The following is a 23,056-nucleotide window of genomic DNA, read 5'->3' as shown; positions in this document are numbered from 1 at the left end:
TCGTCTTCGCAACCGCGAAAGAATGGCGTGTGGGAAGGAAGCGATTGTGCACCGCACCAGTACCGAGGGGCCTGACTACTTTCATAAAGTCGTCGATTGCCAATGGGCCTGCCCGGCCCACACGCCTGTACCTGAGTACATCCGCCTGATCGCCGAAGGCAGGTACTCGGACGCCTACATGGTCAACTGGAAGTCGAACGTCTTCCCAGGCGTGCTCGGCCGAACCTGCGATCGACCTTGCGAGCCGGCCTGCCGACGCGGCCGAGTCGAGGACGAACCGGTCGCGATCTGCCGCCTCAAGCGCGTGGCCGCCGACAACAAGGACGACATCACCGGTCGCCTGCCTGCGCCGGTCGCGGTCTCCAACGGCAAACGCGTGGCGCTGATCGGCGCGGGGCCGGCGTCGCTGACCGTGGCGCGCGATCTGGCCCCGCTGGGCTACGAGCTCACCCTGTTCGACGGAGAGGCCAAAGCCGGGGGCATGATCCGCAGCCAGATCCCCCGCTTCCGCCTGCCCGAGGAAGTCATCGACGAAGAGGTCGGCTACATCACCGGGCTCGGCATGGACATGCGGTTGGGCGCAAGGGTCGACAGCCTCAAGTCGCTGCTGGCCGAAGGCTATGATGCGGTCTTCGTCGGCACGGGCGCCCCCCGCGGGCGCGATCTCGACCTCCCCGGTCGTCGGGAGGCCGCCGCCAACATCCACATCGGCATCGATTGGCTGAGCAACGTCTCGTTCGGCCACATCGAGAAGATCGGCCGACGGGTGATCGTGCTGGGCGGCGGCAACACCGCGATGGACTGCTGCCGCACCTCGCGCCGGCTCGGCGGCGAGGACGTCAAGGTCATCGTCCGCTCGGGCTTCGAGGAGATGAAGGCCAGCCCCTGGGAGAAGGAGGACGCGCTCCACGAGGACATTCCAATCCTCAACTTTCTCGTCCCGAAGGCCTTCACCCATGACAACGGCCGACTGACCGGCGTGACCTTCGAGAAGGTTCGTCCCGAGTACGACGCCAAGGGTCGCCGCAGTCTGGTCTCATCGGGCGAGCCGGACGAGCACTACGAGTGCGACGACGTGCTGGTCGCCGTCGGCCAGGAGAACGCCTTCCCCTGGATCGAGCGCGACATCGGCCTGGCGTTCGACGAATGGGGCATGCCCACGGTCGATCCCCTCACCTTCCAGTCGACGGCGCCGAACGTGTTCTTCGGCGGCGACGCCGCTTTCGGCCCCAAGAACATCATCTGGGCCGTAGCCCACGGACACGACGCGGCGATCTCGATCGACAAGTTCTGCAAGGCGGAAGACCTGACCGTCCGTCCGCCTCCCGGCACGTCGATGACCAGCCAGAAGATGGGCATCCACGAATGGAGCTACGACAACGATCCGGCCAACGACGCCCGCTATCGCGTACCGCTGCTGGATAAGGGCGAGGCGCTGAAGGATGTGCGGCTCGAGGTCGAGCTAGGATTCGACCGGGCCATCGCCTACCGCGAGACCCAGCGCTGCCTGAACTGCGACGTGCAGACCGTGTTCGCCGAGGCGGCCTGCATCGAGTGCGACGCCTGCGTCGACATTTGCCCGACGGACTGCATCACCTTCACCGAGAACGGCGATGAGGACGACCTGCGCGGCCGCCTGAAAGCTCCTGCGCTGAACCTCGACCAGGCGCTCTATGTCTCCGGCGACCTGCCGACCGGCCGGGTCATGGTCAAGGACGAAGACGTGTGCCTGCACTGCGGCCTCTGCGCCGAGCGCTGCCCCACCGGCGCGTGGGACATGCAGAAGTTCCTGTTGGAAATGACCCACGCGGGGGGATCATGCCGCTAGAGGCGCTGAACGATTTCGTCGTCAAGTTCGCAAACGTCAACGGTTCCGGGTCCGCCAGCGCCAACAGCATGTTCGCCAAGGCGATCCTGCGCATGGGGGTGCCGGTCGCGGCCCGCAACATCTTCCCGTCGAACATCCAGGGCCTGCCGACCTGGTTCGAAGTGCGCGTGACCGAGGCCGGCCACCTGGGACGCCGCGGCGGCGTGGACCTTATGGTGGCGATGAACCCGCAGACCTGGGATCGCGACGTCGCCGAGATCGAGCCGGGCGGCTACCTGTTCTACGATTCCACCAAGCCGCTGCCGCCCTCCAAGTTTCGTGACGACATCACGGTGGTCGGCGTGCCGCTGACGGCGATGTGCAACGCGGCCTACCAGATCCCGCGCGAGCGCCAGCTGTTTAAGAACATCATCTATGTCGGCGCCTTGGCGACGCTGCTCGACATCGAGATCGGGGTCATTGAGCAGCTGCTGGCCGAGCAGTTCGCCGGGAAAGACCGGCTGATCACCGCCAATGTCGCGGCGCTGCACATGGGCCGCGACTATGTCGCCGAACATCTTTCGCCGTTGCGGCTCAAGGTGCGGCGCGCCGATCGGGTCGGGGACCGGATCTTCGTCGAGGGCAACGCCGCCGCCGCATTGGGCGCGGTCTACGGCGGCGCGACCGTCTGCGCCTGGTACCCGATCACGCCCTCGACCTCGCTGGCCGAGGCCTTCACGGGCTATTGCGAAGACCTGCGCATAGATCCCGAAACCGGCAAGGCGCGTTACGCGATCGTCCAGGCCGAGGACGAGATCGCCTCGATCGGGGTCGTCGTCGGGGCCGGCTGGAACGGCGCCAGGGCATTCACCGCGACCTCGGGCCCCGGCGTGTCGCTGATGACCGAGTTCATCGGTCTCTCCTATTTCGCCGAGATCCCGGCGGTGATTTTCGACGTCCAGCGCGGCGGCCCCTCGACCGGGATGCCGACCCGCACCCAGCAGGCCGATCTGCTCGCGGCCGCCTATGCCGGCCATGGCGACACCAAACACCCGCTCATGCTGCCCGCCGATCCAGGGGAATGTTTCGAGATGGGAGCGCAGGCCTTCGATCTCTCCGACCGTCTGCAAACCACGGTCTTCGTCATGCTCGACCTCGACATCGGCATGAACGAGTGGCTGACCCAGCCCTTCACCTGGGACGACAGCCGCAAACTCGATCGCGGCAAGGTGCTCGGCTACGACGAACTCGAGGCCGGCGTGGAGTTCGGCCGCTACCTCGAGGTCGATGGCGACGGCATCCCGTACCGGACCTATCCGGGCGCCCACCCGACCAAGGGCGGCTACTTCACCCGCGGCACGTCGCGCAATCCCTACGCCCGCTACAGCGAGGAAGGCGCGGTCTATGTCGGCAACATGGAACGGCTGCTGCGCAAGTTCGACACTGCGCGGCGCCTGGTGCCCGGGCCCGTCCTGCGAAGCGCCACGCGGGCGACCCGCGACGGCGTCATCTACTTTGGCTCGAGCACGCCGGCCGTCCATGAGGCACTTGGCAGCCTGGAACACGCCGGGCTGCACCTCGATGCGCTGCGGGTGCGCGGTTTCCCCTTCGCCGACGAGATCTTCGAGTTCATCGCCGCGCACGACCGGGTGTTCGTCATCGAGCAGAACCGCGACGCCCAGCTGCGGACGCTGCTCATCAACGAGGGCGAGATCGACCCATCGCGGCTGACCGCGGTGCTGCACTATGACGGCACGCCGATCACCGCGCGCTTCATCACCGAGGCGGTCACGCGGCTGATGAGCCAGCGCAGACCCATGCCGGAGGCGGCCGAATGACCTACATCACCAAGCCGCAACTGCATCATCCGCAGCTCAAGCCCAACGCCCTCGGCTACACCCGGCGCGACTACGAAGGCGCGGTGTCAACCCTGTGCGCCGGCTGCGGCCACGACTCGATCTCCACGGCGATCATCCAGGCCTGCTACGAACTGGACCTGCCGCCGCATCGGGTCGCCAAACTGTCGGGTATCGGCTGCTCGTCCAAGACCCCAGACTACTTCCTGGGCAATTCGCACGGATTCAACACCGTCCATGGGCGCATGCCGTCGGTGCTGACCGGCGCCAACCTCGCCAACCGCGACCTGATCTATCTGGGCGTTTCCGGCGACGGCGACAGCGCGTCGATCGGCCTGGGCCAATTCGCGCACTCGATCCGGCGTGGCGTGAACATGCTCTACATCGTCGAGAACAACGGCGTGTACGGCCTGACCAAGGGCCAGTTCTCGGCCACCTCCGACAAGGGCTCGAAGTCCAAGAAGGGCGTAGTCAACCACGACGCCGGCATCGACCTTGTCAGCCTGGCCCTGCAGATGGGCGCGACCTTCGTGGCCCGCTCGTTCTCCGGCGACAAGAACCAGCTCGTGCCCCTGATCAAGGCCGCGCTCAGCCACAATGGGGCGGCCTTCATCGACTGCGTCAGCCCCTGCGTGCAGTTCAACAATCACGCCGGCTCGACCAAATCCTACGACTATGTGCGCGAGCACAATGAAGCCGTGAACCGGATGGATCTGGTGCCCGCTCGCAACGCGATCACCATCGACTACGCGCCCGGGGAGACCGTGCCGGTCGCCCAGCACGACGGCTCGGTCCTCCACCTGCACAAGCTGGCCGAACATTACGACCCGTCCGACCGTGTCGGGGCCATGGCCTACCTTCAGGCGCGTCAGGCGCTGGGCGAGATCGTGACCGGCTTGCTGTTCCTCGACCCCGAGGCGCGCGATCTGCACGAGAACCTCGGGACAGTCGACGTCCCCCTGAACACGCTGAACGAACGCGAACTGACGCCCGGGGCGGCCGCGCTGGCCAAGCTCAACGCCGCGCTGCGCTGAAACGAGCGCGACGACACGCCACGAGCCACAACCCCCGCTAGCATCTTCTTCGCTACACGCTGCTGACCTATGGTCTACGCCCGCTGATTCATCGGCGGATCGAGGGGGAGCGATCGGGGCATGTGGTTGCTGCGGGCGATGCTTGGCGCGCTGGCTCTGCTGAGCCTTGCCATCATGCTCGCCCCCGAGCCTGCGGCGACGCCGATGCCCGGCGTCACAACGCAGGTCGTCATCGGACGACCGCACGCCCAGCCGCTGCGCGACGCCGCCGATCTCGACGGCGCGCTAAGGGCGGGAACGCCGCGCGGCTCCGCCATCCTGCGATCCTTGGCGGCGAACGGCGTGCGTCCGATGGCGCTGGAGATGGGCCCGCTTGAGCCCGTCGATTATGTCGGGATCACCTATCAGGGCGCGATCCGCGAGTACGAAACGCGCAACGCGCTCTATTTGCGCTGCTCCACCCACGACCGCATCAAGCCTGTCGCCGGCGGCGCGACCGAGGGCACCTATACCGAATCCATCGTCCCGCTGGGACCGAACTGGTGTCCCGGCGGCAAGGTCTACCTGCGCCTGGTCGGAACCTCCGACTACCGCAACATCGGCGTGGCGCCGCCCTATGCCGTCTCGATGCTGAGCTACCTCAAGCAGTCCTACCTCGGCTACGTGGGGTATCTGCTCGTGGCGTTCGCCGTAGGGCTGTCGGCATTCTTCGCAGGAGGCCTTGTCGCAAGGCTGACGCGGAGCGGGCTCGACCCGGTGCTCGCGGGCTTCCTTGGCCTGGGCGCGTCTTCCCTGGCCATCTTCTATGCTTACGCCTGGACCCCGCTGCCGCCGCGCGGCGGCCTCCTGCTTGTCGCCGCGCTGGCCGCGATTGCTGTGTGGGCGTGGTGGAGGGCGCCGCTCCTGGCGAGATCGGTCTGGAGAGCTCAGCGGCGCCCGGTCTATGTGTGGTTCCTGACGGCGTTCCTGGTCTTCACCGTGCTTCACCTTGGTGAAACGGGATCAGGCGTGTGGGAGCCGGCGCGCAGGTTCGCCCCTGCGGTCTGGTCGTCCGACCACTTGCTGCCCGGGATTTTCGCCGAGGCGGTGCGTCTCGGAACCGATCCGCTCCAGACCCCGCCTGGCGACTGGTCGCTGAGCGACCGCCCCCCGCTCATGGCCGGCGGCTATCTTCTGTTCGCCGACCTCTTCGCGCTTCTGCAAGCAAACAACGACGGGCCGCACCTGCAGGCGGCCGCGCTCGGCGTGGGCGGGATCACGCTTTCGGCGCTTTGGGCGGCGGCGCTCTATTGGGCCGTCCGGCGGGCCGGCAAACTGCCAGCCCCGGTCGCGGTGATCGGCGTCGTTCTCGTCGCGCTCACTCCGTTTGCGCTGTTCAACACCGGCTACACTTGGCCAAAGCTGATGGGGGCGGCGTTCAGCATCGCCGCAGCCGCCTACGCCTTCCGGCTACGAAGGCCGCCGCGCGCCGCCATCGGCGAAACGGCGACCTTCGGCGGGCTGGCCGCTTTTGCGATGCTTTGCCATTCCGCCTCGGCGTTCTTCCTGGGGCCGGTCGCCCTGATTTACTTTGCGACCCGCCTGTGGCGCTCGCCCAAGGCGCTGATCGCCGGCGCCGCCGTCGGCCTGGCGCTGCTCGGCACATGGTCTGCGTTCAAGGCGACCGCATTGCCGAGCGAGGATCCGCTGCTCGCCTACGCCCTGACCGGGGATCTGCAGCTCGGCGCAGAGCAGGCCCTGCCCGCACGGATCGTCGCGCGATACCAGGAGCACTCGGCGCTCGACTGGCTGAAGACCAAGGCGGAGATCGCCGCCTACCTTTTCACCCCGTATCCGCCGCCGGGACCTGAGCCGTTGTCGCGGCCGATCCCGCTGGGGGACACGGACCTCGCCGGACGCCTGCGAAACTGGGACTTCTACGCCCTGAGCGCCGGCAACTTGCCGATCCTGTTGCTGGGAGCCTGCGCCCTCTGGGGCGTTCTGCGGCCCCGCCCCGAGCGCAAACCTCAGGCGGCCCTCGCCGCCCCCCTGCTGGGGGCGGCCGCCGGTTGCTACATGCTGTTCGTCGGGGTGACGTTCCTCGCGCTATTCGTCCACCAGTTCAGCTACGACGCGGTTCTCGCGATCGCCCTGGCCGGCCTGGTCAGCGTCGGCGCCTGGCCGCGGGGCCGGACCGTGCTTCTGGCGCTCGCCGCCGTCACCGCGCTCTATACGGCGATCGTCTGGATCGCCGCGCCGCTGGGCGCGCTGATCAACCTGGACCTGGCGGCGGTCGGAGCGCTGGCGCTCGTCGGGACGGGCCTGGTCATCGCCCGGCTCCGGATCGCCCCGATGTCTCCCGTTCGCACGGCGACGGTCGCCGCAGGCCTCGCGCTCGCCGTCGGCGCTGGGCTGCTGATCTGGCCATCGGCCGTCATCCGCGAGCTCGATCCGCCGGCCCTGGCCTACATGGCCAAGCTCGTGCCCAATCCGGGCGTCGACCCGGACCGTTGCATCGGCAGCCTCGATGGCATGGCGGCTCGGAAGTCCGGCGGCGCGCGTATCTTTGGCTGGGCCTGGGACGTCGCCGCCGGCGCCCATGTGAAGGCCGTCACGCTGCTCGACAATGGCCTGCTCGTCGCCGACGCCGACACCGGCAAGCTCCGCTCGGACGTGCCGCAGGTCTTGCCGATGGTGACCGATCCCGCCGTCGGCTGGGTTCTCGACGTCGCCGAGCGCCCAGAGCGCCCTCAAGTGCTGGTGACCCTCGTCGACGGCTCGACCTGCACGCTCGGAGGCGCGTCCTGATGCGGCGTAGAATCGTCCCATGCTCGCCGCCTCAGGCTGCGGCCCATCCGCCCCAAGTGCGTGCTCTTCCATGACCCAGCGTATCGTCGTCACCGGCGCAGCAGGCCTCGTCGGCCAAAACCTGGTCGCCCAGCTGGCGCGCACGGGCGAGTTCGAGCTCGTGGCTATCGACAAGCATCCGCAGAACACCGGCGTCCTCCAACGCCTGCATCCCCAGCTTCAGGTCATCACGGCGGACCTCGCTGAGCCCGGAGAGTGGGAGGATGTCGTCGCGGGCTGCGACGCCGTGGTCATGCTGCAGGCGCAGATCGGCGGCCTCGATCCCGAACCCTTCCGGCGCAACAACATCGTGTCGACCGAGCGCGTGCTGGCGGCCGCCGCGCGCGGAAAGCGACCGTACATCGCGCATGTCAGCTCTTCGGTGGTGAACTCCCAGGCCCGCGACCTCTACACCGAGAGCAAGAAGGCCCAGGAGGCGATCGTCGCGCAGAGCGAGCTGCCGCATGTGATCCTGCGGCCGACGCTGATGTTCGGCTGGTTCGACCGCAAGCACCTGGGCTGGCTGGCCCGCTTCATGCGGCGCACGCCGGTGTTTCCGATTCCAGGCGACGGGCGCTACCTGCGCCAGCCGCTCTATGCCGGGGACTTCGCCAGCATCATCGGCGCCTGCTTGCGGCAGCGGCGGCAGGGGACGTTCAACATCTCCGGCCAGGAGCGGATCGACTACATCGACCTCATCCGGCAGATCCGCGATATCGACGGATCACGCACGCCTATCGTCAGGATTCCCGTCTGGCTCTTCAGAATCCTGCTGAAGACCTACGCGATCTTCGACCACAATCCGCCGTTCACCACCGCCCAGCTCAAGGCGCTGCGGACGCCCGACGTGTTCGAGGTGATCGACTGGCCGGGCATCTTCGGCGTCCGCGCCACCCCCCTGCGCGAGGCGCTGAGCGCCACGCTGAAGGACCCTGCCTACGCCGATGTCGAGCTGACCTTCTGATCATGGCGCGGACGGACGACAGACTGCTGGTGATCGGGGCGGGCCCGATGGGCCTGGCCGCGGCCTACTTCGCCGCCAAGGCCGGCTGGAAGGTCGAGGTGCTGGAGGCCGGCGACAGGGCCGGCGGCATGGCCGCGCACTTCGACTTCAACGGCCTATCGCTCGAGCGCTTCTATCACTTCTGCTGCCGTAGCGATGTCGACACCACCGCCCTGCTCGCCGAGCTCGGCCTGCCGCCGATCTCCTGGGTCCCGACCAGGATGGGCTATTTCGTCGACGGCGAGCTGCACCCGTGGGGCGATCCGATCTCGCTGCTGACCTTCCCGGGCATGAGCCTGATCGAGAAGATCCGCTACGGTCTGCAGGCCTATCTCTCGACCAAGCGCTCGGACTGGCGGCGGCTCGACAAGATCAGCGCCGCGGACTGGTTTCGCGCCTGGTGCGGACCGAGGGTCTACGACAAGCTTTGGCGGCCGCTGTTCGAGCTGAAGTTCTACGAGCACGCCGAGAGCATCTCGGCCGCCTGGGTCTGGCAGCGGATCAAGCGGCTGGGCCGCTCGCGCCGCTCGCTGTTCCAGGAAGAGCTCGGCTACATCGAGGGCGGCTCCGAGGCCCTGGTCGCGGCGCTGACCGACGCGATCGAGAAGCTGGGCGGCGCGATCCATCTGCGAACGCCCGCCAGCCGCTTGCTGATCGCCGAGGGCGCCGTGACCGGCGTGGAGACCGCGGACGGTCGCAGCTTCGAGGCGAGCCAGGTCATCTCGACCGTCGCCATGCCCTATGCGGCGGCGATGCTGGCCGACCACCCGGAGCTGGCGGCCCCCTACGCGCAGTTCGAGAACGTCGGCGTGGTCTGCATCGTCCACCAGCTGGCGAAGCCCGTCACCCCGAACTTCTGGGTCAACATTTCGGACGCCGCCATCGGCGCGCCCGGGTTCGTCGAGTTCTCGAACCTGCGCCCGCTCGACCGGCACATCGTCTACGTGCCGTACTACATGCCGGCGGACAATCCAGCGTTCGGGCGGCCCGACGAGTCGTTCGTCGAGGAGAGCTTCGGCTACCTGCAGCGGGTGAACCCGGCGCTGGGCGCCTCAGATCGCATCGCCAGCCATGTCGCGCGCCTGCGCTACGCCCAGCCTGTGTGCGACGTCGGCTTCGCCGACAAGATCCCCAATCCTCAGACGCCGGTGGCCGGTCTTCAGATTGCGGATACCTGCTTCTACTATCCAGAGGATCGCGGCGTATCCGAAAGCATCGGCTATGCGCGACGTCTGGTGGAGAGCCTCCCGCGTGCATGAGCGCCTGCGCCCGCTGCTGAGCCGGCAGTTCGCCGCCTTCCTGCTGGTCGGCGGGACCGCGGCGGCAGCCCAGTGGCTGAGCCGTTTCGCCTTCAGCCACGCCCTGCCCTATGCCGCCGCCGTCGTGTGCGCCTACGCGGTCGGGGTGCTGGTCGCGTTCGAGCTTAATCGCCGGTTCGTCTTTCCGACCGCGCCGGGCGATCGCCGCGGCCAGTTCATGCGCTTCCTGGCGGTGAACGCCGTCTCCTTCGCCGTCGTCTGGCTGGTTTCCATGCTGCTGGGCGAGTGGCTGCTGCCGCGATTCATGACGCGCCCGTGGGCCGAGGCGATCGGCCACGGCGTCGGCGTACTGTCTCCCGCCGTGCTTAGCTTCGCCCTGCACAAGCGCTACACGTTCCGAACCCACGGGCCCACCGAATGACCCTGCAGCCGAACGCTCGACGTGCAGCCGCCAGCGTGCTGGTCGTCGACCTGGACGACACCTTGGTCCGCACCGACACCCTGGCCGAGCAGTTCGTGGCGCTGGTGTTCCGCAAGCCGCTAGCCGCGCTCATGCTGCTGCCGATGCTGTTGCGCGGCCGCGCCGCGTTCAAGGACCGGCTGGCGCGAATGCAGCCGCTGGATCCGGCCGCCCTGCCCTACAACGAGCCGCTGCTGGACTTCCTGCGGGCGGAGAAGTCCCAGTCTCGTCCGATCCACCTGGTCACGGCCGCCCACCAGTCCGTCGCCGACGCCGTCGCCGGTCATTGCGGGCTGTTTGACAGCGCCGAGGGCAGCGACGCCGGGCGCAACCTCAAGGGCGCGCGCAAGGCCGAGCGCCTGGCGGAACGCTTCCCGGAAGGCTTCTGCTACGCTGGCGACTCCCGCGCCGACCTCAAGGTCTGGGCGCATGCCGAAAGCATCGTGCTGGCGGGTGCGAGCGCCGGCGTCGCGCAAGACGCGCGAAACCTGGGCAAGCCGCTCGAAGCCGAGTTCGGCCGCGACCGTCCTCGCCTGAAGACCTGGCGCAAGGCGCTGCGCCTGCACCAGTGGACCAAGAACCTGCTGGTCTTCCTGCCGCTGCTGCTCTCGCAGAAGTTCACCGAGCCGCACGCCGTGCTGCTGAGCCTGGTGGCGTTTGTCGCCATGGGACTGACCGCCTCGGCGACCTACCTGATCAACGACCTCTCGGATCTGGCGTCCGATCGCCGCCACGCCACCAAGCGGAACCGGCCGTTGGCCGCGGGCGTGCTGCGCATCGAGCACGTGGCCGTCGCCGTGCCGCTGCTGTTGATCACCGCTGCAGCGCTGGCGCTGGCGACGTCTCCGATCCTGTTGCTGGGCCTGGCCGGATATGCGGCCCTGACCCTGAGCTACACCTTCCGCCTGAAGCGGCGGCCCATGCTGGACGTGGCGGCTCTCGCCTCGCTCTACGCCATCCGCGTGGCCATCGGCGCAGCGGTGATCGGCACGCCGCAGTCGCCCTGGCTGATCACCTTCTCGCTGTTTTTCTTCTTCTCGATGTCGCTGGCCAAGCGCTACGCCGAGATCCACAACCTGCGAGGCGTCGAGGGATCGCGGCCGCTGCCCGGTCGCGGCTATCGCACCGACGACGGGCCGGCGGTGATGGCGCTGGGCGCGGCGTCCAGCGTCGCCTCGGTGCTGGTCGTGGTCACCTACCTGATGGAAGAGGCGTTTCCCTCGAACATCTACGCACAACCCGATTGGCTTTGGGTCGCGCCGTTCCTGCTGCTGATCTGGGTCGGGCGGATCTGGCTGGTCGCGGGTCGAGGCGAGTTGGACGAGGACCCGATCGCCTATGCGATCAGCGACCGCTTCAGCTGGAAGCTGATGGTCCCGCTGGTCGCGGCGTTCGTGTTGGCCACCATCGCATGGCCCTGAGCTTCCACAGCCAGGTCGTCGAGCCGTGGGGACGCACGCCCCGGCTGACGCACCAGGTCGCCCGGCCCCAGCACCAGGACCAGCTGCCGGGCTTGTTCCAAGAGGCCGGCGGGAGCGGAAGCCTGTTGGCGGCCGGCCTGCACCGCTCCTACGGCGACAGCGGCCTCAATCCCGACGGCCTGATGATCTCGATGCGCGGCCTCGACCGCTTCGTCGCCTTCGACCCCGCCACTGGCGTCCTGCGCGCCGAGGCCGGCGTGAGCCTGGACGAGATCCTGCGCATGGCGACGCCCCACGGGTGGTTCCTGCCGACCACGCCCGGCACCCGGTTCGTGACCCTGGGCGGGGCGATCGCCAACGACGTGCACGGCAAGAACCACCATCGGGCCGGCTCGTTCGGTCGGCATGTGCGCCGCATCGGCCTGATGCGCTCGGACGCGGGCGCGCTGGAGCTCTCGGCGCGGGACGGCCCCGAGCTGTTCCACGCCACGGTCGGCGGGCTTGGCCTGACCGGCCTGATCGCCTGGGCCGAGATCGCCTTGTCGCCGATCCCGAGCACGCTGGTCGATGAAGAGACCGTGCCCTTCGCCAACCTCGCGGAGTACTTCCACCTGAGCGCCGAGAGCGACCAACGCTTCGAGCACGTCTCGTCTTGGATCGACTGCACGGCCAGCGGCCCCGCGCTGGGGCGCGGCGTCATGTACCGCGCCAACTGGTCCGCGGCCGGCGGCCTGGCGCCCCATTCGCCACGGCAGAAACTCCAGGTTCCGATCACCGCCCCGCCCGGCCTGATGAACCGGCTGTCTCTGAAGGCCTTCAACACCGCTTACGGCGGCCTGCAGCGAATGCGGCGCGGGACCGCCCGCAAACACTACGGCGGCGCCTTCTATCCGCTGGACGCGATCGGCGGCTGGAACCGCTTCTACGGCCCGGCGGGGTTCTATCAGCACCAGTTCATGGCGCCCGTCGAGACCCAGCAGGACGCCATGGCCGAGGCGCTGCGGACGCTGGCGGCCACGGGCCAAGGCTCGTTCCTGGCGGTGCTCAAGAGCCTCGGGCCCCTGCGCTCCGGCGGCCTGATCTCGTTCGAAGGTCCAGGCGCCTCGCTGGCGCTGGACTTCCCGAACCGGGGCGAATCCACGCTGAAGCTGCTGGAGCGGCTCGACGCCATCGTCGTGGCGGCCGGCGGCAAGATCTATCCGGCCAAGGACGGGCGAATGTCCGCGGCCACCTTCCGCGCGGGCTATCCGCGCTGGCGCGAGCTCGAAGCGCTGCGCGACCCCCTGTTTTCTTCACGTTTCTGGCGACGAGTGACACATGACCAATAACGCCTGGCGCGGCCGCGGCGTCCTCATCCTGGGCGCGGCCTCCGCCATCGCCGAAGCGGTCGCGCGCGACCTCGCCGCTCAAGGCGCACAGCTGGTGCTGGTGGCGCGCGACGGTGCGCGGCTGGAGGCGATCGCCGCCGACCTGCGGGTGCGCGGCTCTCCCAATGTCGCGGTGCGCGCGCTCGACCTCGTCGAGTCCGAACCGACGGACGAGCTGTTGCAGTCGCTGGCCGACGCCATCGGCGGCTTCGACACCGCGCTGATCGCGCACGGCCTGCTGGGCGACCAGACCCGCGCCGAACAGGACGCCGCGCACGCCGCGGCCGTGATCGACGTGAACTTCACTTCTGCCGGCCTCTGGGCGCTGGCCCTCGCGCGCCGGCTTGAACGCACGGACGGCCGCAACGGCGTGGTCGCCGCGATCGGCAGCGTGGCCGGCGACCGCGGCCGCAGCTCCAACTTCATCTATGGCGCGGCCAAGGCCGGCCTCGCGGTGCTGATGCAGGGCCTGGCGCACCGCAGCGCCCTGCACGGCGGTCCCAAGGCGGTGGTCTTCAAGCTGGGCTTCGTCGACACCCCGATGACGGCCGACCTACCGAAGGGCGGGCCGTTGTGGGCCTCGCCGGACGCGGTGGCCAAGGTCATCGTCAAGGGCCTGAACGGGCGCAGCGCGATCGTCTACGGCCCGTGGTTCTGGCGCTACGTCATGCTGATCATCCGGCTGTTGCCCCAGCCGGTGATCGCCCGGATCGACATCTAGTCGTCCGGGCCTCGGCGTCAGCCTTTCGAGCGTCCCTCGCGGAGACGCTCGATCGGGTCGAGCAGGTAGGCGAAGTCCTGGCGGCGGAAGCTGCGGAACAGCAGGATCACGCCGCTGAGGGTCAGCCAGGTCACGCCGCTGGCGACCGTGATGATCAGCGGGTGATTGAAGCTCTCCCGCTTGGTGTAGTCCATGATGTGGATCATCCAGAAGATGTCCCACAGCCGCCAGGTGTCGTTGCGCAGCAAGACCATCTCGCCGGTCGCCGCCGACATGAACAACGTCGTCCGATCGGCGTCGGCGAACTCGACCCGCCAGGCGGGGAGTTCGGCGGTGCGCGACTCCACGTCGTGCTTCTCGACCGGGCGGATCGAGGCGACGCCTTCCGGTCCGGTGAACAACGCCGCCGCGAGGGCCCCGGCCTTGGCCGCGTCGATGGCGACCGGCGCGCCTGTCGCCGCGTCGAGCAGCTTGACGCCCGAAGGCGTGGTCGCCTCGTAGACATGGCCTTGGCCGAGCGGCTTCAGGCGCATCTTGAGGACAGGCTCGCCCAATGCCGCGGCCACCTGCGACAGCGGCAGGGTCTGGGCCGGCAGCATGACCGACGGGGCCTGGCGGACCGAGCCCTCCCCCGAGACCTTGTGGTGATCGAGCAGGGCCATCATCGCCCCGCTGATCGACCAGAGCAGCATCTGGAGGCCCAGGATCAGGCCGAACCACTTGTGAAGCGTGCGGATCAGGAACATCGGTCGATCCCTCAGGCCGTCTTACGCGCGCGGCGTCGGCGGCGGAAACTGTAGAGCAGCAGCCAGCTGCCGGTCGCCGATGTCGCCACCGCCATCCAGGTGGCGACACGCAGCAGCGTGTTGTTCATGTCCGTGCGCTCTTCGTAGTCCATGATGTGGAGCATCCAGACGAAGTCGAAGGTGCGCCAAAGATCGTGCCGCTTGGCGACCAGTTCGCCGGTCAGCGGCGAGATGTAGAGCGTGGGTTTCCACATGCCCTCGAACTCGACCCGCCAGATCGGGACCGGGCGGTTCTTGATCTCGCTGGGCGCAGTGTCGAGCAGCTCGACCTTCGAGACGCCGCCCTTGCCGGCGTAGAGCGCCACGGCGCGATCGCGGGCGGCCTTCTCGTCGAGCGGCGAGAGCATCTCGCCGTTGCGGGCGTCGAAGAGCATGCGGCCAGGAATGGCGTCGACGATGTAGACCGGCTGACCCAGTTGCGTGTCGAGGCGCACCGAACGGGTTCCGCCCGGGATCAGGGAGCCCGGCTCGACCAGCGAGGCCAAGGGCTGGGCCTGCTGGCGCGGCGCGCGCACCAGATGGTCGCCGTGGATGATGTCGATGTGGACAGCGGTCATGTAGAGGCCGCTCAGCATCCAGAACACCGCCTGGACGGCGATGATCAAGGCGAGCCACTTGTGGGTCTTCCGGGCCAGGGCCGGCAGGCGCATGTCGAACTCTCTTCAGCAAAAAGCCGACGCCGGACGGGCCATGGGGCAGCCCGCCCGGCGCCGTGCGCCGACCTAGTTGAACTGGTAGGTCAGTCGCACATAACCGCGACGACCCAGAAGGTCGTAGGTCATGGTGTCGGTGTTCCCGTCGGTGAAGCTCTGGATGTACGGAGCCTTCTTGTCGAAGATGTTGTCCACGCCGACGGCGATGTCGGCGTTGTCGGCGATGCGATAGGCGACCTGGGCGTTGTGGTAGAACACCCGCGGCGCCTGATAGCCGATGTCCTTCGGCCCGGCGTTGAAGTCGGTCGCCTTGCCGATCATCTGCACCGAGTAGGTCCCGGTCCACTTTTCGTCGGTGACGGTGAAGCTGGCGTTGGAACGCCACTTCGGATAGCCGCCGTTGCCGCCGCCGATGTGGCCGTCGAACCGGATCGGTTCGGCGCCGTCATAGGCGGTGATCAGGTACTCGCCGAGATAGGTGGTGTTCCAGTCGAAGCTCGCCTGGCGCTCGAACAGGTCGAAGTCGTAGTGGATGCCGATGTCGACGCCGGTCATCTCTTCCTTGCCGGTGTTCACCGGGATGGACGAGAGGTAGTTGACCTCGCCGGTCAGCGTGCTGCGGGTGAAGTTGCTGGGGCCGCAGAACGGATGGGTCATCCCCGCCGAGGCGTAGCAGACCGCCAGCTTGGTCGAACCCGGGATCGAGCGGATCGCGTCGGTGATCTCGATGTCGAAGTAGTCGATCGTCACCGACAGGCCGCTGACCTGGGGCGGCGTGAACACCAGGCCGAGCGTCAGGGTCTTGGCCTCTTCCGGCTGCAGGTCGCTGTTGCCGCCGTTGGTGGTCAGGATCGTGGTGCCCAGCTGGCGATAGCCGGCGGGAACGCCCGAGGCCTGGCAGTTGGCGACCAGGGTCGCGTTGCCGCTCGTGCTGTAGCCGCTGCAAGGATCGGTGGTCGTCAGGTTGCCTTCGGCGACGCCCCCGAACAGTTCGGGCACGCTGGGGACCCGGAAGCCGGTGCCGTAGGTGGCGCGCAGACGCACGCCCTCGATCGCCGTCCAGTTCAAGCTGGCCTTGTACGTGACGTTGCTGCCGAACAGGTCGTAGTCCGAGTAGCGGACGGCCCCGTCGACATCCAGGCGCTTGATCAGCGGCAGGTCCGCCAGCAGCGGAGCCGAGACTTCCAGATAGGCTTCCTTGGCCTTCATCGAGCCGGAGATGGAGTCCTGCTGGTTGGTGTTGCCGATGCCCAGCACCGTCAGGGCGTCGGGGTCGCGCCAGCCCTCCTCCTCGCGATAGAGCAGGCCGACGGCCGCGCCGACCGGACCGGCCGGCAGCTCGAAGACCGTGCCGGAGAAGTCGAGCGTGGCGCTGCGCTGCTCGTTCCCGCCCGTGTCGCGCGAGGTGTAGAGGATGTAGTCGAGCACCTCCTTGCTCAGGCTGCCCTCGCCCAGATAGTCGCCGCAGGGCGCGCCGGGCACGCAGTTCATGCTCTTCTGCACGCGTTCCAGGTTGGCGATGTTGGTCATCGCGTCGATGCCGGTGTTGCGGCCCCAGTTCACCGCCGCTTCCCAGGTCCAGTCGCCGACGACCTTGCCGCGGGCGCCCGCGACTAGGCGGTAGGTGTCGGTCTCCTGGAAGAACTTGCGCGGACCGCCCTCGCCGAGCCGGCGCGCCAGCAGGACTAGGTCCTGGCCGGTCGGGTTGTTCGGGTTCGACGCGCGGATGGTGAAGTCGCGCAGCAGGTCCGGCGTGCCGTCCGGGTTGGTCGGGCGATGGGTCAGGCCGCCGGGAGTGGCCAGCTGGTTGCTTTTCCGGTGGGTGAAGAAGAACTCGCCGAACAGCTGGACGTCGTCGGTCAGGTCGTAGTCAGCCAGGAACGCCGTGCTGATCCGCTCGATCGGCGAGACCGCATTGAGGAACGGGTTCGAGTTGAAGCCGTGCTTGGCCCCGTTGTAGAGCTCGAAATAGTTGCCGTCCGCGCCGGGCGTCTGGCGGAAGTTGACGACGCGGCCGTCGGCCAGCCGCGCACGGCCGCCCAGCGTGTTGCCGCTGTACGAGCAGACCAGCTGGCCGCCGCTCTCGCCGAGGCTGCAGGGCGCGCGCGTGGCCATGTTGACCGCTTCGGTCTTCTGGTAGGTGAACGCCGCGGTGACGCCGCCGCGGTCGCCGCGCATGCCCCACAGCAGGTCGAGCGTGTACTCCTCGCCGTCCTTCTCGTCGGTGATGCCGTACTTGCCGCTGACCTTCAGGCCTTCGTAGCCGTCGATGGTGACGATGTTGACCACGCCGGCGACGGCGTCGGCCCCGTAGATCGCAGAGGCGCCGTCCTTCAGCACGTCCATCCGGCCGATGATCGAGGTCGGGATCATGTTGAGGTCGGGGGCGCTGTTGGCGCCGGTGCCGCCGTTCACGACACGGCGGCCGTTGATCAGGGTCAGGGTGCGGTTGATGCCCAGGCCGCGCAGGTTCACCTGCGCCGTGCCGTAGCCGTTGCCGGTCCAGTAGGCGCTGGTCTGGCCGCCGGCGGCGCCGGCCGAGGCCGGCAGGCGCTGCAGCAGGGTCTCGACGTTGGTCACGCCGGTGTTGGCGATCTCTTCCTGGCTGACCACGGTCGCCGGGCCGACGCCGCTGATGTCGACGCGCTTGATGCGGCTGCCGGTGACGATGACTTCCTCAACGTCGTTGGCGCTCTGCGCCCAGGCCGGAACGGCGGACATCGCGCCGGTGAGCATCGCGCTCGCCAGCAGCAGACGCTTGGAAAAACGGTTCATACCTACCCCCTTTGGCAGAAAGCGCCCTGAGCCACCCTCCCGGCGTTACGGAGCGCTTCGGAGCCCTCGCGGCGGACCGGCGACGGCTAATGTCTATACATATTTGGCGTTGCACGAGCGGGACTGCCGACCGCTGGCCAGACTCCGAAGAATTGGCCGCAGGCCGCCTCGACGCGGCGACGTAGAGTCGGCGCGCCGCCTTCCAGGCGACATGTATTTTCGAAACATCCCCACTCACCCAATACCGCTTGGCGTGTATCGGATCGTCTTGCGACTGCTCTTGACTTACCCCGTTCTCACGACGCTGATCCCCTCACCTCGAGCGACCCTATCGTCGCTTATGGGGATACGCGCCCCCTCTCTCGACCCCTCAGATTTTTTCCGGGTACGGCCGGTCTATTTGACGAAGGTCAAGGCGAGGTCTCCGGGGCGAGCAGCCGCCCCGGAGATCGAACCGCCTATTGCGGGCGGATGGCGGTGATGGTCTGGCCGCTGAGGTCGAAGCGAACTTTGGCGCCGACCTTGACCTTGGCGAGCATCGCCTTGTCGGCGACCTTGAACGGCATGGTCATGGCCGGCCAGTTCAGCGCCTTGATCGGGTCGTGGGCGATGGTCACCGAGCCGGTCTTGGCGTCGAGCTTCTTGACGACGCCCGTGCCCTCGACGCTGCCGGCGGCGGCCGGAGCGGCGTGGCCGGCGTGATCGCTGTGGTCCTGACCGTGGGCCAGGGCTCCGGTGGCGCTGACGCCGATGGCCGCGACGGCCAGAAGCAGGATCTTCATGTCGTTGGTCTCCAAACTAAGCTCGCGCTCTCGGCGCGAGGACTAGAACCAGGCGCGCACGCCCAGGACGAAACGGGTGTCTTCGATGTCTTCGCCGGCCGCCCGAGCCAGATCGGCGGTGTCGCCGAACTTCCGCTCGTGCGAGACGCCGGCGTAGGGGCCGAACTCGCGGCGGAACTCGTAGCGCAGCCTCAGGCCGAGCTCGGCGCTGGTCAGGCCCGAGCCGATCCCCAGTTCCGGGACCTCCTGCGCGGCGAGCTCGATCTCGGCGCGGGGCTCGAGGATCAGCTTCTGGGTCAGACGCAGGTCGTAGGCGCCTTCCAGCCGGGCGGAGAGATCGCCTTTCTGCGAGAGGAAGGCCGCGCCCTCCAGCTCGAACCAGTAGGGCGCGACGCCTTCGAAGCCGACGGTGGCGTAGGTTCGCGAGGGCCCCGGCTCGAAGTCGTGCCGGACGCCCGCCTGCAGGTCGAAATAGGGACCGACGGCGCGCGAGTAGAGCACCTGAGCCTCGGCCGAATGCAGGTCGCCGCCGAACGCGCCCTCGCCCGCCGACTTCAGCACCAGGCGGTTGACGTCGCCGCCGTACCAGAACTCGCCCTCCCAGGCATAGGCGTCCTCATCGGAGCCCGGCCTGATCTCGGCGGTGCTCAGCATGACCTTCCACGCCTTGCCGCCGCCGTGCTCCTTAGCGAGCTGGGCGCGGGCCGCGGCCATCGCCTGGCGGTCGAAGTAGCGCTCGGCCGCGTAGTCGCTCGGGACCGGCGGCGCAGGCTCGCTTCCAGCTGGCGGGACGTTCCCCGGCGCAGGCATGACGTGACCGGCGTGGGGATCGGCCGCGGCGGCGGCCGGCGCCTGATGGCCCGCATGCGGATCGGCCGGCGGCGTCGGCATGGCATGGCCGGCGTGAGGGTCGGCCGCCGGAGCTGCCGCCGGCGGCGCGTGATGCTCGTGCTGGGCGGCGGCGGGCGTGGCGAGGGCGAGCGGCGCCAAGGCGATCAGAAGCTGGCGGCTCACGCGGCGTCTCCTTCCAGGGGACGCACGGTCACCACGTTAAACATGCCCGCATGCATGTGGTACAGCAGGTGGCAGTGGAACGCCCAGTCGCCGCGCTCGTCGGCGGTGAAGTCGAACGCCACCTTGCCGCCCGGCAGCACGTTGACGGTGTGCTTGCGCGGATGGCGTCCCGGATTGCCGGTCACCACCTCGAAGAAGTGGCCGTGCAGGTGGATCGGGTGGGCCATCATCGAGTCGTTGACCAGCACCACGCGGACCCGCTCGTTGTAGCGGAACGGGATCGGGTCCTTCAGGTGGCTGTAGGTCACCCCGTCGAACGCCCACATGAAGCGTTCCATATTGCCGGTCAGGTGGATCTCAAGCTCGCGCGACGGCGGCCTGGGATCGGGATTGGGATCGAGCGAGACGAGATCCTTCAGCGTCAGCACCTTGTGGCCGACGTCCTCCAGCCCCTGCCCGGGATCGCCGGTCCGGTCGGCCGGCATCGGCGAGATCATCTGCACACCAGGGCCCAGCTTGACCTGCGGCGCGTTGCGCGGATCGAGCATGGACATGCCGGAGTGATCCATCTCCATGCCTTCCATGCCCGGCATGGCCGAGTGGTCCATGCCCATGTCGCGCATGTTGAGCAGCGGCCGTTTGCGCAGTGGCGGGACCGGCGCGGTCATGCCCAGGCGCGGGGCCAGCGTGGCGCGGCCCATCCCCGAACGGTCGGCCGCCTCGGCGACAAGGGTGTAGGCGTGGTCGCCGACCGGCTCGACGATGACGTCGTAGGTCTCGGCCGGCGCGATCTGGAACTCTTCGACCTCGACCGGCACGACGTTCTGGCCGTCGGTCTGCACGACGCTGAGCTTCAGGCCCGGAATGCGGACATTGAAGATCGTCATCGCGCCGGCGTTGACGAACCGCAGCCGCACGCGCTCGCCCGGCGTGAACAGCCCGGTCCAGTTGTCCTTCGGCCCATGGCCGTTAATCAGGAAAGTGTAGGTCGACCCGGTGACGTCCATCACGTCGGTCGGGTCCATCAGCATCTTGGACCACTCCTTACGGTCCTTGAACGACTGGTCCTCGCCCTTCAGCAGGCCGGCGACGGTCTGCTTCTGCATGTTGAAGTAGCCGGCGTGGGCCTTCAGTTTCCGGAAAATCTCGTGCGGATGCATGAAGCTGTAGTCGGACAGCACGACCACGTGCTCGCGGTCGGACTTCACCGGATCCTCGCCCGCGGGATCGATGACGATCGGACCGTAGTGGCCCATCTGCTCCTGGAGCCCCGAGTGGCTGTGGTACCAGTAGGTGCCGGCCTGCCGGACCTTGAACTCGTAGTGGAAGGTCTCGCCCGGCTTGATGCCCGGGAAGCTGACCCCCGGCACGCCGTCCATCTGAAACGGCAGCAGCAGGCCGTGCCAGTGGATCGAGGTGTCCTCGTCGAGATTGTTGGTGACCGAGAGGCGGACCTGCTGGCCCTCCTTCAGGCGGACCAACGGCGCGGGAACCGTGCCGTTGACCGTGATCGCGTGTCCGGCGCGGCCGTCGACCTTGAACGGGGTGTGGCCGACGGTCAGGGCGATGCTCTCGCCCGACACGGTCGGCAGGGTGCTGGCGATCCCCGGAGTTCCGCTCTGCGCCCAGGCCGGGAGCAGCGCGCTGAGGGCCGCTCCACCGCCCAGGGCGGACGCCCCGCGCAGCAGTTGGCGACGATCAAAATCCTTCATGGACGGCCCCTCAAAGCATGGCCCGCCAAGCGCGGGAGAGCGCCGACGGGTCGGGTACAGGTCGTGTCAGTCATGGTGGGAGAAGAACAGGTTCCCATCGTGGGAGGGTCAAGCGGACGGTCAGAACGAGATACGCGCGCCCAATCGTTTTCCCTCAGGCCTGATCGGCCAAATCGTCGACATTCAAGAGTTCGGCGAGCCGCCGGCGCGCCCGATAGACCCGCGTCTCGATGGTTTTCGCCGACACGCCGAGCAAGTCCCCCGCCGCCTGCTGCGAGAGCTCCTCGAAGGCGGTCAGGATCAGCGGCTCCTTGAGCTTGGCCGGCAGCATGGCGATCGCGCGGTCCAGCGCTCTACGCCTTTCAGCGGCGATCAGGCTGCTGTCCGCGCCCGGTTGCGGATCGGGCGCGGCCGCCACCTCCTCGCCGCCCGGATCGGCGCCGAAGAACACCCGGCGCACCGTCTCGCGGCGCCCCCGGTCGCGGCACTTGTTGAGCGCGATCGCGCGCATCCAGCTCGAGAATGAACGTCCGGCGTCGTAGCGCGCCAGATTGCGCCAAGCGGCGACGAAGCTTTCCTGAACGACTTCATAGGCCGCGTCGGCGTCGCCGACATAGCGGCGGACGAAGCGGTACAGCCACCCCTTGTGGCGGCGCATGAGCAGGGTGAAGGCGTGATCCTCGCCCGCGAGCGCCCGACGGGTCAGCTCGGCGTCGGACGCCTCGTCGGATCCGGTCACTTCGCGTCTTCGGTCAGAGCCTCCGACACGCGTCTGTCGAAGATCGCGGCCTGTTCGGGGGTCAGGATCGCCCGCATCTGCAGGATGTGGACGACCGTCTCCTTCTGGAGCTCGCCCATCACATCGTGGAAGTGCTCGATGGCCGTCTGCACCTCGGGGGAGAACTCGTGCTTGGCGTTGATGGCGCCGGCCAACTCGGCGTTAGCCATCCGCAACTCCGCTTCGCGGGCGCTGCGGGTGATCGAGAACTCCCGCTCGAGCGCCTGCAGCTTCGTGCCCTGCTCAGCGCTGAGGCTGAGCTTCTCGTGCATGAACTCATGCAGCGAGGGCTCCTTCTTGGCGTTGAGCACATAGGTCGCGCCGCCCCAGGCCCCGAGTCCAGCGGCCAACGCCGCCAGCAGCACGGTCAGGATCGCCCCCCGCAGACCGCTCACCGGCGCGCTTCCAACAGGGTCGAAGGCGCAAGCCGGCTGTCGAGGGCGAAGACCGACGTCTCCTTCGGCGCGGCTGCCGCCGCGACGGCCGAAGCGCTGCCGACCGCCGCGCCGACCACCAGCGCCATGACCACGCTCGCCATGCGAACGGACGCAAAGCCGAACGCCGGTTGGCGCTCGATGCGCGCGCCGCCGACCCGCCGCCAGACAGCCGGTTCGAGCTGGCTCAGATCACGGTCCAGGCCCTGGGATTTCAGGCCTTCGACCAGTTCATCCAGCGAGTGGTTCATCGACGACTCCGCATACGTCACGCCATCTATACGCGACGGCCCGGCAAATCCCTCAGCTTTTGCAGATGCATCCCGCCACCGAGCGCGCGGGAGTTGC

The 23,056-nt window shown here is 68.1% G+C and carries 19 protein-coding genes; 10 read left to right on the top strand and 9 right to left on the bottom strand.

Features of this window, described 5'->3' with window-relative positions; translation table 11 throughout:
• Nucleotides 1–46 precede the first annotated feature (46 nt).
• The 10 genes from AC1Q87_RS03455 (at nucleotide 47) to AC1Q87_RS03410 (ending at nucleotide 13,754) form a co-directional block, all read left to right on the top strand.
• Entirely contained in the window at nucleotides 47–1,828 is a 1,782-nt protein-coding gene (locus AC1Q87_RS03455) for an FAD-dependent oxidoreductase (RefSeq protein ID WP_492607591.1), read from the top strand.
• Entirely contained in the window at nucleotides 1,819–3,645 is a 1,827-nt protein-coding gene (locus AC1Q87_RS03450; RefSeq protein ID WP_492607590.1) for a 2-oxoacid:acceptor oxidoreductase subunit alpha, read from the top strand. The genes AC1Q87_RS03455 and AC1Q87_RS03450 overlap by 10 nt, the downstream gene beginning before the upstream one ends.
• Nucleotides 3,642–4,697 (top strand): 2-oxoacid:ferredoxin oxidoreductase subunit beta, encoded by a 1,056-nt coding sequence (locus tag AC1Q87_RS03445; protein WP_492607589.1) that lies wholly within the window; start codon nucleotides 3,642–3,644, stop codon nucleotides 4,695–4,697. Before AC1Q87_RS03450 ends, AC1Q87_RS03445 begins: the two co-directional genes overlap by 4 nt.
• Before the next feature lie 120 nt (nucleotides 4,698–4,817).
• Nucleotides 4,818–7,484, top strand: a complete 2,667-nt coding sequence (locus tag AC1Q87_RS03440; RefSeq protein ID WP_492607588.1) for a hypothetical protein — start codon at nucleotides 4,818–4,820, stop codon at nucleotides 7,482–7,484.
• 70 nt (nucleotides 7,485–7,554) lie between these two features.
• Nucleotides 7,555–8,487: an NAD-dependent epimerase/dehydratase family protein gene (locus tag AC1Q87_RS03435; protein ID WP_492607587.1), complete on the top strand. Its 933-nt coding sequence runs from the start codon at nucleotides 7,555–7,557 to the stop codon at nucleotides 8,485–8,487.
• Between the two features lie 2 nt (nucleotides 8,488–8,489).
• The gene (locus tag AC1Q87_RS03430; protein ID WP_492607586.1) at nucleotides 8,490–9,785 is read left to right on the top strand and encodes an NAD(P)/FAD-dependent oxidoreductase; all 1,296 of its coding nucleotides are present in this window, start codon (nucleotides 8,490–8,492) and stop codon (nucleotides 9,783–9,785) included.
• The gene (locus tag AC1Q87_RS03425; protein ID WP_492607585.1) at nucleotides 9,778–10,206 is read left to right on the top strand and encodes a GtrA family protein; all 429 of its coding nucleotides are present in this window, start codon (nucleotides 9,778–9,780) and stop codon (nucleotides 10,204–10,206) included. The genes AC1Q87_RS03430 and AC1Q87_RS03425 overlap by 8 nt, the downstream gene beginning before the upstream one ends.
• Nucleotides 10,203–11,666 carry a UbiA family prenyltransferase gene (locus AC1Q87_RS03420; protein ID WP_492607584.1) on the top strand — a complete coding sequence of 488 codons (1,464 nt, stop codon included), beginning with the start codon at nucleotides 10,203–10,205 and terminating at the stop codon, nucleotides 11,664–11,666. Before AC1Q87_RS03425 ends, AC1Q87_RS03420 begins: the two co-directional genes overlap by 4 nt.
• Nucleotides 11,657–12,994 carry an FAD-binding oxidoreductase gene (locus AC1Q87_RS03415; protein WP_492607583.1) on the top strand — a complete coding sequence of 446 codons (1,338 nt, stop codon included), beginning with the start codon at nucleotides 11,657–11,659 and terminating at the stop codon, nucleotides 12,992–12,994. The genes AC1Q87_RS03420 and AC1Q87_RS03415 overlap by 10 nt, the downstream gene beginning before the upstream one ends.
• Nucleotides 12,984–13,754: an SDR family NAD(P)-dependent oxidoreductase gene (locus tag AC1Q87_RS03410; RefSeq protein WP_492607582.1), complete on the top strand. Its 771-nt coding sequence runs from the start codon at nucleotides 12,984–12,986 to the stop codon at nucleotides 13,752–13,754. The genes AC1Q87_RS03415 and AC1Q87_RS03410 overlap by 11 nt, the downstream gene beginning before the upstream one ends.
• A gap of 17 nt (nucleotides 13,755–13,771) precedes the next feature.
• Here the strand turns inward: AC1Q87_RS03410 and AC1Q87_RS03405 are convergent, their stop codons facing one another.
• From AC1Q87_RS03405 to AC1Q87_RS03365, 9 genes are all read right to left on the bottom strand, one after another.
• Entirely contained in the window at nucleotides 13,772–14,500 is a 729-nt protein-coding gene (locus AC1Q87_RS03405; RefSeq protein ID WP_492607581.1) for a PepSY domain-containing protein, read from the bottom strand.
• 11 nt (nucleotides 14,501–14,511) lie between these two features.
• On the bottom strand, nucleotides 14,512–15,210 hold the full coding sequence (locus AC1Q87_RS03400; RefSeq protein WP_492607580.1) for a hypothetical protein: 699 nt from the start codon (nucleotides 15,208–15,210) through the stop codon (nucleotides 14,512–14,514).
• A 72-nt stretch (nucleotides 15,211–15,282) separates the two neighbouring features.
• A complete protein-coding gene (locus tag AC1Q87_RS03395) occupies nucleotides 15,283–17,988 on the bottom strand; it encodes a TonB-dependent receptor (protein WP_492607579.1) in 2,706 nt (901 codons plus the stop codon).
• Nucleotides 17,989–18,446: 458 nt separating this feature from the next.
• Nucleotides 18,447–18,770, bottom strand: a complete 324-nt coding sequence (locus tag AC1Q87_RS03390; RefSeq protein ID WP_492607578.1) for a copper-binding protein — start codon at nucleotides 18,768–18,770, stop codon at nucleotides 18,447–18,449.
• A gap of 42 nt (nucleotides 18,771–18,812) precedes the next feature.
• On the bottom strand, nucleotides 18,813–19,784 hold the full coding sequence (locus AC1Q87_RS03385; RefSeq protein ID WP_492607577.1) for a copper resistance protein B: 972 nt from the start codon (nucleotides 19,782–19,784) through the stop codon (nucleotides 18,813–18,815).
• Nucleotides 19,781–21,496, bottom strand: a complete 1,716-nt coding sequence (locus tag AC1Q87_RS03380; RefSeq protein ID WP_492607576.1) for a copper resistance system multicopper oxidase — start codon at nucleotides 21,494–21,496, stop codon at nucleotides 19,781–19,783. Before AC1Q87_RS03380 ends, AC1Q87_RS03385 begins: the two co-directional genes overlap by 4 nt.
• 154 nt (nucleotides 21,497–21,650) lie before the next feature.
• Complete coding sequence (locus AC1Q87_RS03375) at nucleotides 21,651–22,235, bottom strand: RNA polymerase sigma factor (RefSeq protein ID WP_492607575.1); 585 nt, start codon at nucleotides 22,233–22,235, stop codon at nucleotides 21,651–21,653.
• The gene (locus AC1Q87_RS03370; protein WP_492607574.1) at nucleotides 22,232–22,669 is read right to left on the bottom strand and encodes a Spy/CpxP family protein refolding chaperone; all 438 of its coding nucleotides are present in this window, start codon (nucleotides 22,667–22,669) and stop codon (nucleotides 22,232–22,234) included. Before AC1Q87_RS03370 ends, AC1Q87_RS03375 begins: the two co-directional genes overlap by 4 nt.
• A complete protein-coding gene (locus AC1Q87_RS03365) occupies nucleotides 22,666–22,959 on the bottom strand; it encodes a hypothetical protein (protein WP_492607573.1) in 294 nt (97 codons plus the stop codon). Before AC1Q87_RS03365 ends, AC1Q87_RS03370 begins: the two co-directional genes overlap by 4 nt.
• Nucleotides 22,960–23,056 lie beyond the last annotated feature (97 nt).

Source organism: Phenylobacterium sp. GW823-FHT02A09, from assembly GCF_058797775.1.
This window is presented reverse-complemented; position numbering and strand designations above follow the sequence as displayed.